This window comes from Candidatus Omnitrophota bacterium (assembly GCA_040755155.1).
GTDB lineage: Bacteria > Hinthialibacterota > Hinthialibacteria > Hinthialibacterales > Hinthialibacteraceae > JBFMBP01.
Genome location: JBFMBP010000084.1, coordinates 60,578 through 75,333 on the forward strand (window position 1 = coordinate 60,578; position 14,756 = coordinate 75,333).

A 14,756-nucleotide genomic window follows, 5' to 3' on the forward strand; every position below is an offset into this window, starting at 1 on the left:
TGAATCTCATGCCACCATCCTTCCCCCCCCGCGATCTTAAATTCATAACCGTCTTGTTAGCCATCCTCTTTCTGTTCGCGCCGCTTTTTCCTCAATTGTCCACTCCCCAGTTCGCCTATTTCTTTCGTTCCGTCATTGATCTTTTGATTGTCGTTGCTTTCTGCCGGTTGGGATTGGTTTCGGCGATGGCTCGAATTCTGCTATTCCCTATATCGATCCCTGCTCTTGCGGGATTGGCTTGGCTGTTCTTGGAATTGATGCAAACGCCTGACTTGTATCGCGCCAAAGGCAAGTGCATGGTTTTATTAACGGTGTGGATGTTGTTCGTCCTGATGCGTCTGATTCCCATAACGAATGCTTCGCGGCGCTGGCTTTGTCTTTGTCTCGCGTTGGGCGGCGTTCTCGCCGCTTTGCATGGGCTTTATTTGCAATGGACGGGCTTCGGCGAATTTATCGACGTTATGAAAGAAAACGCTCTCTATGACGACGCTATGCGCAAGGAACTCATCGTCTCGCTGGAAGCCAACCGCGCTTTGGGGCGCTTCGGCAATCCCAATCACCTGGCGGGGTATCTTGCGCTCTCGCTCTGGCCGTTCTGGTTCCTTTGGAAAGAAGAGCGCGCCGCCTGGCCGCGCCGCTTGCTGCCCGTGATGGCGCTTCCCATCTTGATTTGTCTTTACCGAACCTATTCCCGCAGCGGGCTGCTGGCTTTGCTCGCGGCGATGCTTTTCGTTTTTCTTTATGAATTGATCGAGCGAGGTTACGGTCCCCGGCTCATGCGTTGGGCTTGGATCGCTGGCGGATTATGTCTTGCGGGGATCGTCGCGGCGGGATTGCTGGGATGGTTCATGGCGCAGGGAATTATCCCCTCGCCGCCGCCGTCGCTTTTCGGTGGACGGCTATTGACGATATCGACGGTGGAAGCGCGGATGGATTTCTATCGCGGCGCTTTGGCGATTATCAAGCAAAATCCCTGGCTGGGCGTGGGGCCGGAAGGATTCGAATCTTACTACTGTTCCTTTATACGTCCCGGTGACCGCGAATCCCGTTATGTACATAATTTCCTGTTGGAAGCGGGCGTCGAGGGCGGCGCCATCGGTTTTTTCCTTGTCTCATGGCTACTTTTCGCCGTGATCCGATACTTGCGCCGCGCTTGGCAAAACTATCCGCATGAACGCGCCGTCATCTTCTCCGCCGCCGGTTGCTTTGGGACGCTCGTTTTTCTCTCTCTGTTGGATTTTCACAATAATCTTATGGAATTCTGGATTGCTCCCGTCTTTTTTTTGGGTTTGGCTTCTCGCAATTCTATTGCAGCGCCGCCGCCGGAGCGCTCACTGCGCTGGATGGGGATTGGATTCTGCGCGGTTCTGGCGTTGTCGTGGACGTTTTGGGGATTCTGCCGTTATTTCAACGAGATCGACCGCGACAAAGGGTATTATCTGGTTGTCGACCATCAGCCCGCCGCCGCCCAACAGGCTTATGAACGCGCTGTTCTGTTTGATCGGACGGACGCCGATTCCTGGCGCAGTCTAAGCCTGATTTGGGCGGAAATCCCCGAACGAGACGCCCAATTGCGCCGATTATCCTATATAAAAACCGCCGTCCGCTGGGCGCCGCGCCGCGCTTTGATCCGTTCCGATTACGCTGCAGCTCTCTTTGCGCTAGGATATTCCGAGCAAGCGCTGCGCGAAATCGAAATTGCGCAGCGTTTGTTTCCCGCCCGGCCCAAGTATTATGAAATCATGGCGGATTTTTACCGCCTCCTCGGCCAGCCGGAGCAAGCGGCGCAAGAAAAGCAAAAAGCCGAGGCCATCCAAAAAGAGATAGAAGCGCGATATCCGTCATGACCGCACAGACGTTAAATGCAATAAATCCAATAACTCATCCCCGCCGCCAAACCCGCCAAGTGCTGGTTCGCGGCGTTCCCATCGGCGGCGGCGCTCCCATCGCCGTGCAAACGATGGTCAAAGTCCCCACCACGGATTACGGCGCCGTTATGCGCGAAATTGAAGCCTCCAACCGCATCGATCCCCGCGACCTTCCCGACCGCGAACAGAATATCTTGCAGGACTTGCATTGCTGGGAAGATGCCTGCGCCTTGGCGCCTTTTCATAGCGACATCAACCGCGTCAGCATTCCCGACGAAGAATCCGCCGATAATCTGGAGCGCATCGTCAAGAATTCCCCTATCCCCATTGTCGCCGACATCCATTTCCGGCCTCCGATGGCCATCGCGGCGTTGGAAGCGGGCGTAGATAAACTGCGCATCAATCCCGGCAACATCCGCGATCCAAAATTGCTAAAAAAGCTGGCCCGCGAAGCCATCGACCGGGGCAAGCCCATGCGCGTTGGGGTCAACGCCGGTTCGCTCGATAAAAGTCTGCGAGAGCAATACGGCGATCATTCCGCCGAAGCCCTGGCCATCAGCGCTGCCCAATCCGTCCAGCTCATGGCTGAGGAAGGCGTGCGCGGCATCGTGGTTTCGCTCAAAGCCAACGACGCCCGCTGGACCATTGACGCTTATCGCCTGTTCGCCCAAAAGAACGACTACCCGCTTCATCTCGGCGTGACGGAAGCGGGCTGCGGACGCGCCGCCGTCGTTAATTCATGGGCGGGAATCGGTTCGCTTTTGCAGTTGGGAATCGGCGATACGATCCGCATCTCCCTTACGGAAGATTCTCGTCTGGAGGTAATCGTCGGCCATCTGCTTCTCCACTACCTCGGCCTGCCGCGCCATCCGTTTTCATAAATATCCAATGAGAACGAATTCCTAAAAATCAGTGATTGATTATTTCGGATAAAAAAACGATCTATACTATGAAGAAAAGGGGGGAGGAGGCGATCGCGAGCGGATTTATTCCGTTCGAGGAAAGTCCGGACTCCACAGAGCAGGACGCTGGGTAACGCCCAGGAGGGGAAACCCTACGGAAAGCGCCACAGAAAACATACCGCCCGCTTCGTCGGGTAAGGGTGAAAAGGCAGGGTAAGAGCCTACCGCGGTTCCGGGCGACCGGACCGGCATGGCAAGCCCCGTCCGGAGCAATGTCAAATAGGAGAGGAGGAGCGGCTCGCTCCGCCCCGCGTCATAGCGGGAAACTCTTGGGTAGGCAGCTGGAGGCCGTCAGCAATGACGGTCCTAGAGTAATGATCGCCCGCGACAGAATCCGGCTTATACCTCCCCCCTTTTTCTGCCGCCCCTAAGAAAACAAAGAGTAGAAGAGGCTTCCAGCCTCTTGAATGGAGAAGGAAAGAGCCAGGATGGCTCTTCTACTTTTTCCGCGCCAACACAATCAACGATAGCCCTATAGGCAAACCGAAACTAAGAATGAATGGCTTTTCGCTCAGATAAATCAGGGTGAGGAGACGGTTTAATATGGGGTGATGATGCATGTTGTCAGCTCGGGCTATTCGATTTTGAGTTTTGACGAACCAGCGGCGCAATCTTCCCCACCATCGCCAAAGAATAGCGGCGGGCAACAGCCAACAATTCATGTAAGACTGATGCTCGACCTCAAATCGATTCCCTTCCAGCATGGTAAGAATCCGCCGCGTTTCATAGCGCCGCACATGATGATTGATCTCGTCATGCTCCCCCCACAAGGAAGGAAATACCGGCACAGTGATCAAAACATATCCCTGCGGTTTGCAAACGCGCGCGATTTCTCGCAACGCCGCTTCGTCCTCTTCGATATGCTCCAACACATCTAAGGCCGTCACCAGATCGAAAGAAGCATCGGCGAAAGGCAATGCTTCTAATCGGGCTTGCCGCGCGTTCTCTTCCTGCCGCTGGCGGCAAAATCGAATCGCCTCTTCAGAATAATCCACGCCGGTGACGTTTCCAAATTCCTTCAACAGCGAAAGATTGATTCCCGTTCCGCATCCGGCGTCCAGAATTTCGCGGCGGCTATTTTCCGGCGGCAAAAATTTCCGCAATAAGGCGGATAAGATTTTTCTTCGGCTGACGAACCACCAATTGTTATTTTCGAATTCATAATAATCCGCGTAATAATCCGTTCGCACAATTTTCTCGTTTCATCGATCCAAACGCATCCCGCCGATAAGGTTTGATCCGTTTTCTCAATTTGATAAATCCTCCGATTTAGAGAATTTACGAATTTGGGTAAATCGGCTCACGTATTGGCCGATAATGAAAAATGAATAACTTTCCAACGAAAGTCATGGATATCGATCGACAATTTTAGGAAAAGGTTAATAGGTATATAATGGTTAATCTAGCCCTGGTTGAACCCGAACTTATGGCCAAGTCCGCCCATCCCGCCAATACGATTCCCGTTTTCCGACCTTCCATTACGGAAGAGGAAATCCGCGCCGTCGCCGACGTCATGCGATCCGGTTGGCTGGGGCTGGGACCAGTGACGGAAGAATTCGAAAACGCTTTGGCGGCGGAATTTGAAGCCGGTCACGTCATCGCGCTCAACTCGGGCACGGCGGCGTTGCATCTCGCCGTCCTCTTGCTCGATCTTCAGCCGGATGACGAAGTGATTGTCCCTACGATTACCTTCGTCTCTACCGCCCACGCCGTCCGTTACGCCGGGGCTAAGGTCGTTTTCGCCGACGTGGATAAAGATACGCTCTGCATCAGCGTCGAGGACGTTCGCCGAAAAATCACGGACAAAACCAAGGCCATCATCCCCGTCCATTACGGCGGCCATCCCTGCGACATGGACGCCCTGCGCGAATTGACCGCGGGTAAACCAATAACGCTCATCGAAGACGCAGCCCACGCCTGCGGCGCAAGTTACAAGGGAAAAGCCATCGGCGCCATCTCGCCTCTCACCTGCTTCTCATTCCACGCCGTCAAGAATCTCACTTGCGGCGAAGGCGGCGCCGTCTTTACTAATAATTCAGAATGGGCGCGCATTCTACGCGAAATGCGCTGGATGGGCATCTCCAAGGACACCTACGCCCGCACCTCCCACGGCGAAGTGTACGCCTGGCAATACTGGGTTGACGAATTGGGCTTCAAATATCATATGCACGACATCTCTGCCGCCATCGGACTAGTGCAATTGCGCCGCTTGAAGGAAAACAACCGCAAGCGCCGCCGCATCATGGAACTCTACAACCGCGCTTTCGAATGCCATTCCTGGATCGAAACGCCAGTGGAATATCCCCATGTCCACTCCTCCTGGCACATCTATCCCATCAAAATTTCCCGCCGCGACGAACTGATCGCCCATTTGAAACGCGGCGGCATTGCGCCTGGCGTTCATTACTATCCCATTCATTTGCATCCCTATTACGCCGCGCAGGAATCCCATTGCCCCATAGCGGAAGAGGTATGGAAAAAGGTATTAAGCCTCCCCATGTTTCCCGATATGACTGACGCCGAGATATCGCGCGTTATCGAAGCCGTTCTCTCTTTCGAACCTTGAATGCCTTTAAAAGTAGGGTGGGCTAAAAGCGAAGCATAGCCCACCTTTTTTACAAACCGGAAAACGCCAATATGAACGAATCGCCTTTCTCTTCCTCCTGCGTTCTTCGCCGCGATCCGGAATTGCTGCGTTCACTGCTCTCGGCCATCGAAACGGCGGATAAAACGGAACAAAACCTTTACGAAGCCTTCGAAATGCAAATAATTAACGATCGCCGCTACCAGCGGCTGCACGCGCAACTTTTTGAAGTAAAATGGATGCTCCTGGAAATCTTGAAAAAACTATCCGGCGCCTCCTCCCAATCCTCTTTGGAAAAAAGAGAGATAACGAAATGATGATCGGCGAAAAAACTATTTTGCGCGCTTTGGAAGACAGGGACGTCGAACTTTTGCGGCGATGGCGCAACCATCCCGATCTGTTGAAATACCAATGCTCCGATATTCCCGTTTCGGAACACAGCCAGCGGCGTTGGTACGAATCCTACGAAGCCAATCCCGCCTATCGCGTTTTTATCATTGAAAACAAAGAAAACCAGCCGGTAGGTTATACGATCCTGAAAAACCTCGATCATAAAAACCGCCAAGCCGAAATCGGCCTCTACCTCGATCCCGCCCAACAAGGCAAAGGCTACGGCAAAGACGCCTTCCTTACCCTAATCCGTTTCGGATTTTATGAATTGAATCTGCATCGTATTTACCTCCAAGTCTTCGATTTCAACGACAAAGCGATCAAGATGTACGAAAAGATCGGCTTTAAAACCGAAGGCCGGCTGCGCGAAGCCTACTTCACCCAAAACGCCTTTCACGACATCCTCGTAATGTCCATCTTGGAAAATGAATTTCACTTTTAAATTTTACGAAACGTGTTTTCGCTATATGTTCGCCTTGGAGAGGGATTCGATCTTCGTTAACCAACTATGGAAATGGGGACATTTTTCCCGAATGAGCGGCAGCCCGATTTTTTGGGCAATCAAAGGACCGGCGGATGCTTTCATGCCGTAATATTCTGGCAAGAGTTGAATAATCCGTTTTGAAGGCGCCGTATTATTTCCATCATCGATTAATTCGGGAGAGGAAAAAGAGGCGCATTGATTTCCAATCTCTTTAATTGCTTTGATTCGATTGGGAAATTGAGCCTCGAATTGCCTTGGATCGGCAAGAATCAAGGCTTCGAATTCATGCAATTGAATGTAAGGAATGAATCGCTGGGATGATATATCCTCTCCCATCGCTTCTTCCATCTGCTCAACTCGCCGATAAGGATCGAAGTTTTTCTTGGCTTCTTTATAGCCGGGAAAATCTGGCGGAAGCGCATATAGATCGAACATCGTTGTAAAAAGGGCGTCATCGTTTTGATCGTCATTCATCCATCGCAAGATATCTCTCTTAGCTCGCGGATAATCCAATAAACCTCCCCGATAAATACGCCTTCTCTTTCGGCTTGTTTCTACGCAGCGCGCATCCGCAACGACGCCAAAATGCCCAAGATAATTGACTAAAACGAAATTTACGAACGTCTCTTCCGTTTGTCCTTCGGCGATGATGTGCAGACGGATCATAACGCAGGTCTCCCGCCGATGACGTTTTTCTCCCACAATTCCCCAATGGAATATTCTTCGAGCCATTCGTTCAGCTGTTGGGCGTCAAGACGCTTGAAAGTCGATTCCCGTCCGATGCGATCCACAACAATAATATCCTCCGGATCGAATTGATCGACGAAAGTAACCGATTGAGTGGCGACGATGACTTGATGATTAACGGAAACGCTTTTCAACAAACCCGCAATCACATTGATCGCCGCCGGATGAAGTCCAAGTTCTGGTTCGTCCAAAATGATAACAGTCGGTATTGTCTTATTTGGTATCAATTTATATGGTTGGAGCAGCAAGGAAATTAACGCCATAATCCGTAAAGTCCCATCGGAAGCTAGACTAGGGCTAAAAATCAAGTCGGAATTTATTTCTCGCCATTGCAATAAAATTGATCCATAATCGGGGATCAAAACGAAATCGTCAAAAAAAGGAATAATGAGACGAATCGTTTCTACGATTCTCCTATAACAAGGTTGTTCGTTTTCGCGAAGACGATAAAGAAACGGCGCCAAGTTGCCGCCATCTTCCTTTAAAAAAACATTATCTTCCACATTCCAGCGGTTGCGAATTCTTGCTGTCTCGGACGTATTATGGAATTGATGGACGACGCAATTCTTCATCAGTCCAAGAATCACTTCCGCCGTTTTATCGATTCTTTCAATAATGCGCGCTTCTTTATGTCCCGAATCGAGTGACGACCATTCTCTTTTTGACGGGTATTCATGTCGAGAAAAACGGTATTTTTCATCCACAAAAATCAAAGTATCTTTCGCGGCATGGCTAAGACTAAAATCGTATTCATTAATCCCAGCGGTTGTTTCGAATGACAACGAGGCTTTGATATGCTGCGTTTTGGCCGAACCGTCATGAAGCAGCGCATCGGCGCCGCCGGATTTGCCTATAAACGTTTGCAGATTGCCAAACGAACCCGTCATCCAGTTCAGCATTCTAAAAAAAGCGATAAGGTTGGATTTTCCCGCGCCGTTGGGGCCGATCAATATATTAAGATTGCGCAATTGTAATTCGTCCAACTTGCGTATCGATTTGAAACCGTGAATTTCCATTTTTGTCAGCATCTTCATATCCCTTTTAAATCACTACATACGCCGCATCCTGCTCATCTCATTCAATAATAAATGAAATCGGAATCTTAAAATAGTACTCGTCTTCGCCATACATTCCTCTTCTCCGGCTTTGATTTTTCCCGCGCATTCCGGTAGTCTGGAATCGGTCCTCGGCTTCGACGCGAGGCCGGAGCAATTTCGGAGAGGAAAGGGAAAGATCGCCATGACGAAGGATAGAAAAAATTCAACTCCCATGAACGAAAGCAAAAACAAACCTACGATCACCCGGCGCGGCTTTCATCGAACGATGGCGGCGGTTTTCACGGCCGCTTCCGCCCGGCGGGTGTTGGGCGCGAACGATAAGATCAACATCGGCGTAATCGGCTGCGGCGGACGGTCCTACGCCCATATCCATACCATCCTGAAATTGATAGAGAGCGGCGCCAACGTCGCCATCACCGCCGTCTGCGACATCTATCGCCCCCGTCTGGAAAAGGCGAAAGCGGCAACGAACGGCCAGGGAACCATGCGCCATGAGGAACTCCTTTCCTTTAGCAACGTCGATGTCGTCGTGGCGGCGGGGCCGGATCATTGGCATGGCTATCACGCTCTCGACGCCATGAACGCGGGCAAGGACGTCTACTGCGAAAAACCCCTTTGCCATTGGCGGCAGACCGAACTGCCCAAGCGCTTAGTCGCCACGGCGAAAGAAACGAAGCGGCTCATCCAGGTGGGTACGCAATGGATGTCCAATCCCGCCTACGCCAAGGCGAAGCAACTGATCGCGGACGGCGCCATCGGCAAACCGATTATGGCTGAAACCGGCTACTACCGCGTCGGCGATTGGGGTGAGCGGGGAATGCCCATCGACGATCCCAACGCCAAACCGGGGCCGGACCTGGATTGGGAGCGCTTCCTCGGCGACAGCCCCCGCCGCGAATTCGACGTCAGCCGCGTATTCCGTTGGCGCATGTATTGGGATTACGCGGGCGGCCCGGCGACGGACCTCTATCCTCATCCCTTCACGCCGGTGGCCTACATGCTCGATCTGGACTATCCCGAATGCGTCGTCTGCACCGGCGGCAAGCACCGCTACGAAGAGCGCGAAGTGCCCGACACCTGCAACATGATTATCGACTATGCGGGCGGCCTGACTGTGTTGGTGACGGGAACCCAAGGCAACGATTATTCCGCTCAAGGAACTGCTCTACGGCCTATTTTGCGCGGCTGGGACGGAACGCTCACCTTTGAAGAGAACGACATCGTGATTCGCCCCACGGAAGGTTCGTCCATTAAGGAGCAGCGCATCCCCGCCGATTTCGGCGAGCGCTTTACGGAATTTTGGACGACATTTCTTGATTGCTGCCGCAACCGCACCCAGCCCAAGGCGAACATCGAACTGGGCGCAAAAGTGCAAATCGCCATGCAAATGGGCATCGCCGCCCTGCGGGGACGCCGCGCAGTCTTCTTCGACCGCGAACGTCAGGAAATCATGGATTGAAGAAGAGGATAAAACAATCGCCGCCATGCGAAGCCGAAAGGCATCGCCTGGCGGCGGAGATATAAACGCATGATTGGTCTTATTCCGATTTCACTCGATTGAGACATTCCTTTGATATGGAGAAGAGTCATCTCCAGCATATCGGGAACCATGAGATATTGTTTGATTTATATCTTGCATGAGAGCGGATTAGCGCACGCATCCGCCTCTATCCCCCTAAATATTCTTTGGACGAATACAGTATTAAGACATAGGCGTCGCCGTTCCTGCAACGGCTTCATAAAAACTATCAATATAAAGTAAAGTTGACGCCGCATCCCAGACTGGAGGCGTCCGCGGGCTTCTTTTTTTCGTTTTTAAAAATATGTACTCTGTTCTCCGCCGTGATGGCCGCGTCGCCGAGGCCGTCTCCCGTCATATCGCCAAGCAATAGATAGCCTCCCGGACCGTCGAGAGAGAAAGTTGCGATTCTCTTGCCTTGGTTATTGTAGAGCGCATGATTGTAGGCGTTGGCGATTTCGCAGGCGTCGTCTCCCGTCCAATCGATCCATTCGTGATGGCGGCTATAATCGGTAACGATTTGGCCCAAGCGTTCGCCGTTTTCGCCCAAAATCCACAAGGGGCTTTTTCCTTTGGGTTGATGATCGATATCCACCAATATATTCGTCCCCGCCAATGCTGGGAAAGCGTCGCCGATTTGTATGGATTCGAAATGATAGCCGGAAATTTCCCATAGTGGATTGCCCTCGCCGTCGATGAGGGTGATATTGTTGGCGCCGCAGCACGTTAGCGCCAGGCGGGCGTCTTTCGGCGTTTTGCCCGCACGCAAAACGCGGATGGCGTCGAGATGACCCCGCGATAGATCGGCTTGCTTTGATTGGAATACCCAGCGCACGGTTCCATTGTGGTTCAGCATGGCGTATCCCGCCGCGATCTCATCCAAGCCGTCGCCGTCGAGGTCGATGGGGCGCGCTTGATGAGACGTGCGATAGCCGCCGGGTTCGCGGACCGTCCATAGAAGTTTTCCCTCGCGGTTGTACGCCCAAATCTGCGTGTAGCGGGTTTTCACTAAAAAATCCGTGGCGCGGGGGCCGCCGGAAAGATTGGCGAAGACGAGCGAGTCGCTCGCTTCCGGCGGGATGGGAAGCCTGCGCTTCTCTTTACCCGTCGCGCCATCCAACTCGATCAGTTGTTTGTCTCCCAAGACGACGACCTCATTGCGCCCATCGCCGTCCCAATCGTAGATTTGACAAGCGACGTCGTGATGCAAGTTCTTGCGGCCGACTTGGGGATCGCCCCAACGCCAAATGACGCTTCCGTCGAGACGCTGCGCGGAGACGGCGCTGGTATAATGAACGTCGTCATTATTGACGTTACGGGCGCTGACGATGTCGGCCTGGCCGTCGCCGTCCACATCGCCGGTTACTACCCAATCGCCGGAATATTCCGGGTCCAGCGTTATGGTTTTCCATGGGGAAATCGGCATCCCAAACTCTTTCGATTCGCCCGCATCCACAATATCGAAGAGAAGATCGGATTTTTTCTCTTCGGCCAAGGCGATAGTCTGCCCTATCATAAAGAACGCTATCGTTCCCCAAAGAAATCCTTTTATCTGCATCGCAATCCTCCGTTTTCTTCTCATGGCCGCATCCTCGCGTAGAATAAATTATAATAATGATACCATATGTCTTTCCTCGAATAAACCAACTTCGCGGCGCCTTGAATCGAACGGCTAATTCCAAGATACTGCAAGGGCGTCAAGATCGACTCCCGCCGCCATCATGCGGAGCGGCCTACACCAATTCCTTATGAAACACCACGCCGAATCGCCGTATTCTTCCATCTTTCCTGCTTTCTTGCGGGAGACAGGCCCCTGGCTCGTCATGGCCGCCGCCGTTATTTTCCTTTTTCATGAGGCGCGTCCTCATCCCTGGCTCTACGACCGGTTGAAAACCGTTCCGATTGGATTTATCGGTTTTTGGTGCGCATTAGCGGCGTTGGTTTTATTGTCTTCCCAATTGACGCGCATAGGATGGAAAATCCTCTTTGGAACGATTCGCATTATTTGCGATCGCTTGCAGCGCAAACCCTATTCCTTCGGCTTTTTTCTGGTTTGCGCCAGCGCCTTATTCTTTTGGATCTTTAAGATTCAGCATATGGAATCGGGAGACATCCATCAATTCAAATACGCCGCCATGCAGGGAAGAGCATTTTACGTCGGACACGCTCCCCTGGAAACGTTATTGCGCTTCTGGCTGCGCGATATTCTTTACCTCTATCCCGATGCCGACTTAGTAGCGATTTTTCAATGGCAAATTTGCCTATATGGAGCGATCTATGTTTTGACGGTTTTGGGATTCTGCGCCCGATTGCCGCGAGAGTATTATTGGTTCGGTCCGATTTTCCTTTTGATTTCTCCCGTTATGGAAGTGTTTTGCGGCTATCTGGAGGTTTACAGCCTCCCTTTATTGTTGGAAGTCCTATTCTTATTGACGGGGCTGTTTTATATCAAGAATCGCGCTTCCATCGGATGGGTTAGTTTTGCTTATGGATTGGCGTTCGCCAGCGCCTTGTGGCATGCTTTTTTGTTTCCGGCTTATTTCTTTTTGCTGATCCATGCCTGGCGCAATAGGAAGATGAAGGCATGCGGCTTCGCCGTTCAGGGATTGATCGCCGTCTGGCCGACGCTCTGCGCGCTGGCGCTGCTTTCACGGTATACTAACGCTTTCATCGGTTTCGAAAGCCGTTTCGGCGATTCTGTCCATTTCATTCCCTTCAATCAATATGCGCAATCGATAGGATATTCGGCCGCTTCCGTCCGGCACCTCGCCGACGCGGCCAACGAAATGATTCTCATCGCCTTGGCGGGTACGCTCTTCGTTCTCGCCCGCTTCTTCTGCGATTGGAGGATCGTTCTGCGGAAATTAATATATAAGGCGGATTTTCTTTTTTTTCTACTCGCCGCCATAGGGGCGTTGACGCTTGGATTTACCTATTATCCCGCGTTGGGTTTGCCGCTCGACTGGGATTTGTTTGCATTCATTTTTCCCTGCATATCTTTGCTAGGAGTCGCCATGATGAAAAATATCTTTGCCGCCAATAAATGGAAAAAGGCCATGCTAGTCCTTGTTGTTGCATCGGCGGGACTCGCCTCCGCCTGGATTCTGCAAAACTCCCTCTTCTGGTACTATCCCGCCCTGATTTCCAAGTTGGGGCCGTATATCAGCATGGCCGTTCCCGACTATTATTACCGGCAAATGCGCATCGCCTTCGAGCATAACAATCAACAAAACCTTTATTGGCTGGCGGACGAGGCGTTGAAGGAATCGCCGGGGAAATACCGCGAGATTCTGGAATTCATGAACGAATGGGTCGTCTCGACGTTGGCGAAGACTCCGCCGCAGCAATTCGATTGGCCCGGCTGGGCCTGCGATGTCTTCGTTCAACCGGGCGGGCCGCCGGAGCGCGTGTATGTTTTCGACAACAAGGGTCGGATCTTCATCGAAAACGGCGAAGCGTTGAAATGGATCTACGCTCCGGCGGAGGCTCTTGGCAGTCCCGTCGTAGGCGGCGAAATCGCAGTGAGCGGCGACGCCGTGATGCTGACGGAAAATGGCGTCATGTTGAATGTCGCCAAATCGATCCTGGAAAAGGGAATCGCCGAATCCGTTCAATGGGAAAAAGCGCAGGCCTTTGCCAATTTCCTGCCCGAAGCCATGACCGATCACGATCTTCCCTTGCGCCTGATCGATATGGAGATCAAGGGAGACGACGGCCATATCTGCGTATTGGACAATTACAACCGCGTATGGGACGCGACGGCGAGAACGCTGATTTTTCAGGGAATGCCTGCCTACAACACTGTGCGATCCTTCCATTTCACGTTGAATTATCAGCCGGTAACGATCGACGTCAACAACCGCATCTCTTACGATAACCGCAAGGCGCGGCTTCCTTTCAAAACGAACTGGTTCTATCCGATCGTGCGCGACTTCATCCTGACTCATGACGACGAAGGCTTATTGACTCTCGATCTGAACGGCAGCGTTCATCTGGCCGGCAGCACCCCGCTTTACGAACCGATTCTCACTACGGATGTCATTGTCGACCGCTTCGCGAAGATCAAGCCGGTCTATAGCCGCGATTCGCTGCTGCTGCTGGACAATCGCTATCGTCTTTACTATACCAAGATCGACGTCTCCAGCGCCTCGTGCCGCGCCAAATTCGAGGGAATGATCAGGGCGGGCCTATATACGCAAGCTTACCGCCATTTGCAGGAGATGTGGAGAAAATCGAGCGAATTGACGTCGCTGTGCTACGAAATCGTCGATACGGATTTCATCCGCGCCATACGCGGGATAAAAATGTACGAGGGTCTCGACGAAATTCCCATGTTCGTAGACGCCTTTCCCATCAGCGGCAACCTGATTATTCTGCTCGACCGCTGGGGACGGCTGACGTATGAAATCGACGGAAAGTGCTACTTGTTGGATGGTTCGGGGCTGACGGCGTGGCCGCATAAGGACGTGATCGACGGCGCCGCCGCTCCCAAGGATATTTACTTTCTAACGTCGGACGGCCTTGTCTGGCATTACGATTCGCTGCCTTCCTTCGTTCGGGAAGAATCGCCTTTGAATCGACAGCCCGCGTTATGGGCCGATCTGCGCGATTACCAGCGGGAGGCGCTATGGATCGGAATCGAGGCGATCCGCGAAGGCAATGAAATTCTCGCCATGACTTCGGAAGGCCTGCTGGTTCGGTTGGATTTGAAAACGCGCGCTCTGCTGGACCGGATCGAACTGCCCGCGCCGGATAAAACGATTCACGATTTCGCTTGCTGCGAAAAAGGCGGCGATTTGACGGCGGCCTATACTACGCAGTCGGGACCGGCGACGGTTTATACGTTTTGGGACGCGAAAGCCGTGACGGTTCCGAATACGAATTTCGATTGGCGGGCGATCAGCGATATCCTTTTGCCGAGTCCCTCTCAGGTTTTGGTTCTGGACCGTTTTGGAGTCCTTCATCCCAGCTATTCCGATATCCAATTTTACGACGCCATTGCTACGCCGATCGCCGACGCTGTCGCCATAAAATTCTTCCCCTCCGGCGATAAGGCGCTATGGATGAGAAGCAACGGCGACAAGCGGATTTACCGCGTAAAAAAAGAATGATAAGGGGACTTTGGGACTTTGGGACTTTGGGAC

The 14,756-nt window shown here is 52.4% G+C and carries 11 protein-coding genes and 1 other RNA gene; 8 read left to right on the forward strand and 4 right to left on the reverse strand.

Annotation, left to right across the window (positions count from 1 at the left end; translation table 11 throughout):
* The first annotated feature begins 8 nt into the window (after positions 1 to 8).
* The 3 genes from AB1656_11970 (at position 9) to rnpB (ending at position 3,188) form a co-directional block, all read left to right on the forward strand.
* Positions 9 to 1,847: an O-antigen ligase family protein gene (locus tag AB1656_11970; GenBank protein ID MEW6236095.1), complete on the forward strand. Its 1,839-nt coding sequence runs from the start codon at positions 9 to 11 to the stop codon at positions 1,845 to 1,847.
* Positions 1,844 to 2,749 (forward strand): flavodoxin-dependent (E)-4-hydroxy-3-methylbut-2-enyl-diphosphate synthase, encoded by a 906-nt coding sequence (locus tag AB1656_11975; GenBank protein MEW6236096.1) that lies wholly within the window; start codon positions 1,844 to 1,846, stop codon positions 2,747 to 2,749. The genes AB1656_11970 and AB1656_11975 overlap by 4 nt, the downstream gene beginning before the upstream one ends.
* 77 nt (positions 2,750 to 2,826) lie before the next feature.
* Positions 2,827 to 3,188: RNase P RNA component class A (gene rnpB / locus AB1656_11980), an RNA gene on the forward strand.
* A gap of 79 nt (positions 3,189 to 3,267) precedes the next feature.
* On the opposite strand, the gene AB1656_11985 is transcribed toward rnpB, so the two are convergent.
* Complete coding sequence (locus AB1656_11985) at positions 3,268 to 4,020, reverse strand: class I SAM-dependent methyltransferase (GenBank protein MEW6236097.1); 753 nt, start codon at positions 4,018 to 4,020, stop codon at positions 3,268 to 3,270.
* 203 nt (positions 4,021 to 4,223) lie between these two features.
* Between AB1656_11985 and AB1656_11990 the strand changes: the two genes are divergently transcribed.
* From AB1656_11990 to pseH, 3 genes are all read left to right on the forward strand, one after another.
* Positions 4,224 to 5,396 (forward strand): DegT/DnrJ/EryC1/StrS aminotransferase family protein, encoded by a 1,173-nt coding sequence (locus AB1656_11990; protein MEW6236098.1) that lies wholly within the window; start codon positions 4,224 to 4,226, stop codon positions 5,394 to 5,396.
* A 71-nt stretch (positions 5,397 to 5,467) separates the two neighbouring features.
* A complete protein-coding gene (locus AB1656_11995; protein ID MEW6236099.1) occupies positions 5,468 to 5,731 on the forward strand; it encodes a hypothetical protein in 264 nt (87 codons plus the stop codon).
* Positions 5,728 to 6,246: a UDP-4-amino-4,6-dideoxy-N-acetyl-beta-L-altrosamine N-acetyltransferase gene (gene pseH, locus AB1656_12000; protein MEW6236100.1), complete on the forward strand. Its 519-nt coding sequence runs from the start codon at positions 5,728 to 5,730 to the stop codon at positions 6,244 to 6,246. Before AB1656_11995 ends, pseH begins: the two co-directional genes overlap by 4 nt.
* A 21-nt stretch (positions 6,247 to 6,267) precedes the next feature.
* On the opposite strand, the gene AB1656_12005 is transcribed toward pseH, so the two are convergent.
* Positions 6,268 to 6,954 (reverse strand): DUF4276 family protein, encoded by a 687-nt coding sequence (locus AB1656_12005; GenBank protein ID MEW6236101.1) that lies wholly within the window; start codon positions 6,952 to 6,954, stop codon positions 6,268 to 6,270.
* Positions 6,951 to 8,063: an AAA family ATPase gene (locus AB1656_12010; protein MEW6236102.1), complete on the reverse strand. Its 1,113-nt coding sequence runs from the start codon at positions 8,061 to 8,063 to the stop codon at positions 6,951 to 6,953. Before AB1656_12010 ends, AB1656_12005 begins: the two co-directional genes overlap by 4 nt.
* Positions 8,064 to 8,274: 211 nt before the next feature.
* On the opposite strand from AB1656_12010, the gene AB1656_12015 reads away from it, so the two are divergent.
* On the forward strand, positions 8,275 to 9,552 hold the full coding sequence (locus AB1656_12015) for a Gfo/Idh/MocA family oxidoreductase (GenBank protein ID MEW6236103.1): 1,278 nt from the start codon (positions 8,275 to 8,277) through the stop codon (positions 9,550 to 9,552).
* A gap of 289 nt (positions 9,553 to 9,841) precedes the next feature.
* Here the strand turns inward: AB1656_12015 and AB1656_12020 are convergent, their stop codons facing one another.
* Positions 9,842 to 11,194 (reverse strand): hypothetical protein, encoded by a 1,353-nt coding sequence (locus tag AB1656_12020; protein MEW6236104.1) that lies wholly within the window; start codon positions 11,192 to 11,194, stop codon positions 9,842 to 9,844.
* Positions 11,195 to 11,360: 166 nt separating this feature from the next.
* Here AB1656_12020 and AB1656_12025 point away from each other — a divergent pair, with 166 nt between their 5' ends.
* Complete coding sequence (locus AB1656_12025) at positions 11,361 to 14,723, forward strand: hypothetical protein (protein ID MEW6236105.1); 3,363 nt, start codon at positions 11,361 to 11,363, stop codon at positions 14,721 to 14,723.
* The last annotated feature ends 33 nt before the right edge of the window (positions 14,724 to 14,756 follow it).

Excerpts from the sequence above, each read along its gene's own strand:
- AB1656_11970 (MEW6236095.1), top strand. The coding sequence starts at position 9 with ATGCCACCATCCTTCCCCCCCCGCGATCTTAAATTCATAACCGTCTTG.
- AB1656_11975 (MEW6236096.1), top strand. The coding sequence starts at position 1,844 with ATGACCGCACAGACGTTAAATGCAATAAATCCAATAACTCATCCCCGC.
- AB1656_11990 (MEW6236098.1), top strand. The coding sequence starts at position 4,224 with ATGGTTAATCTAGCCCTGGTTGAACCCGAACTTATGGCCAAGTCCGCC.
- AB1656_11995 (MEW6236099.1), top strand. The coding sequence starts at position 5,468 with ATGAACGAATCGCCTTTCTCTTCCTCCTGCGTTCTTCGCCGCGATCCG.
- pseH (MEW6236100.1), top strand. The coding sequence starts at position 5,728 with ATGATGATCGGCGAAAAAACTATTTTGCGCGCTTTGGAAGACAGGGAC.
- AB1656_12005 (MEW6236101.1), bottom strand. The coding sequence starts at position 6,954 with ATGATCCGTCTGCACATCATCGCCGAAGGACAAACGGAAGAGACGTTC.
- AB1656_12010 (MEW6236102.1), bottom strand. The coding sequence starts at position 8,063 with ATGCTGACAAAAATGGAAATTCACGGTTTCAAATCGATACGCAAGTTG.
- AB1656_12015 (MEW6236103.1), top strand. The coding sequence starts at position 8,275 with ATGACGAAGGATAGAAAAAATTCAACTCCCATGAACGAAAGCAAAAAC.
- AB1656_12020 (MEW6236104.1), bottom strand. The coding sequence starts at position 11,194 with ATGAGAAGAAAACGGAGGATTGCGATGCAGATAAAAGGATTTCTTTGG.
- AB1656_12025 (MEW6236105.1), top strand. The coding sequence starts at position 11,361 with ATGAAACACCACGCCGAATCGCCGTATTCTTCCATCTTTCCTGCTTTC.